Origin of the sequence: Protofrankia sp. Cr1 (genome assembly GCF_963555865.1) — a bacterium.
GTDB lineage: Bacteria > Actinomycetota > Actinomycetes > Frankiales > Frankiaceae > Protofrankia.
Map to the genome: position 1 here is coordinate 36,107 of NZ_CAUVXO010000013.1, position 1,423 is coordinate 37,529.

Sequence of the window (1,423 nt, forward strand, 5' to 3'; positions counted from 1 at the left end):
GCCCTCACCCCCGCACGCCGCCGCGCCGGTCACGACCGGCGCCTTTGACCGCGACCGCGCCTACGAGCTGCATCCGAAGGTCGCGCTGCGCCCGGAGCGGTTCGGCGCGCTCGCCTACTCCTATGACACCCGGCGGCTGTCCCTGTTGAAGGATCTCGATCTGCTCGCCGTGGTGCGGGCACTCGCGGACCAGCCCTCCGCGGATGCCGCACTCGGCGCGGTACCCACAGCGAAACGGCCGGCGGTGGAGCGGGCACTGGCCCGCCTGGTGGAAACGGGGTTCATCCGTGAGCGTCACTGAGCTGGCCGGGCAGGCACCAGCGGCGGTAGCGAGCCGGTCGTTGCAAGACGAGCTGCGCCGCGGCCTCGACGCGCCGATCTGCCTGACCTGGGAGTGGACGTATGCCTGCAACCTGGCGTGCGTCCACTGCCTGTCGTCCTCCGGTCGGCGCGACCCTCGCGAGCTGACCACCGACCAGCTGCGCTCGGTCGTCGACCAGCTTGCCGACATGCAGGTCTTCTACGTCAACGTCGGTGGGGGCGAGCCGATGATCCGGCCCGACTTCTTCGAGGTGCTGGAGTACTGCGTCGACCATGGTGTCGGGGTCAAGTTCTCCACCAACGGCGGGATGATCACGTCGGAGAAGGCGCGGCGGCTCGCCTCACTGGATTACGTCGACGTCCAGATCTCCCTGGATGGCGCGGACGCGATGACCAACGACCCGGTCCGCGGTACCGGCTCCTATGATCGGGCCCGCGCGGCCATGGATCACCTCGCCGCCGCCGGATTCGGCGCGTTCAAGCTGTCCGTGGTCGTGACCAGGCACAATGCGAACCAGCTCGACTCGTTCGAATCGCTGGCACGGGACTACGGCGCCGAACTGCGGATCACCCGACTACGCCCGTCCGGTCGGGGTCGGGACTCCTGGGCCGAGCTGCACCCGACCGCCGTCCAACAGCGTGACCTGCATTCCTGGCTGCTGGCCCGGCCGAACGTGCTGACCGGCGACTCGTTCTTCCACCTGGCGGCCTACGGCCAGTCCCTACCCGGGTTGAACCTGTGCGGCGCCGGACGGGTCGTCTGTCTGATCGACCCGGTCGGGGACGTCTACGCCTGCCCGTTCGCCCTGCACGAGCACTTCCGCGCCGGCAGCGTGCTGGACCCCGGCGGGTTCGCGGGGGTGTGGCGGGGATCGGAGCTGTTCACCGAGCTGCGGGAACCGGGCAGTGCCGGGGCGTGCGCATCCTGCGGGCACTACGACGCCTGCCAGGGTGGCTGCATGGCGGCGAAGTTCTTCACCGGCCTGCCACTGGACGGCCCCGACCCCGAGTGCGTCCTCGGCCACGGCGAGACCGCGCTGGCCGCGGTGAACCCCGCGAGCCTGCCCGCCGTCGACAACGACCACAGCAAGAACGACCGCAG

2 protein-coding genes are annotated in these 1,423 nt (G+C 70.2%); both read left to right on the forward strand.

What is annotated here, in order from left to right; genetic code table 11:
• Positions 1-301, forward strand: a 301-nt coding sequence (gene mftB, locus U9980_RS02855) for a mycofactocin biosynthesis chaperone MftB (RefSeq protein ID WP_322766554.1), incomplete at its 5' end; no start/stop codon positions are given.
• Positions 288-1,423 (forward strand): mycofactocin radical SAM maturase (gene mftC, locus U9980_RS02860; protein ID WP_416210123.1); only part of this gene is annotated, 1,136 nt, incomplete at its 3' end. The genes mftB and mftC, both read left to right, overlap by 14 nt.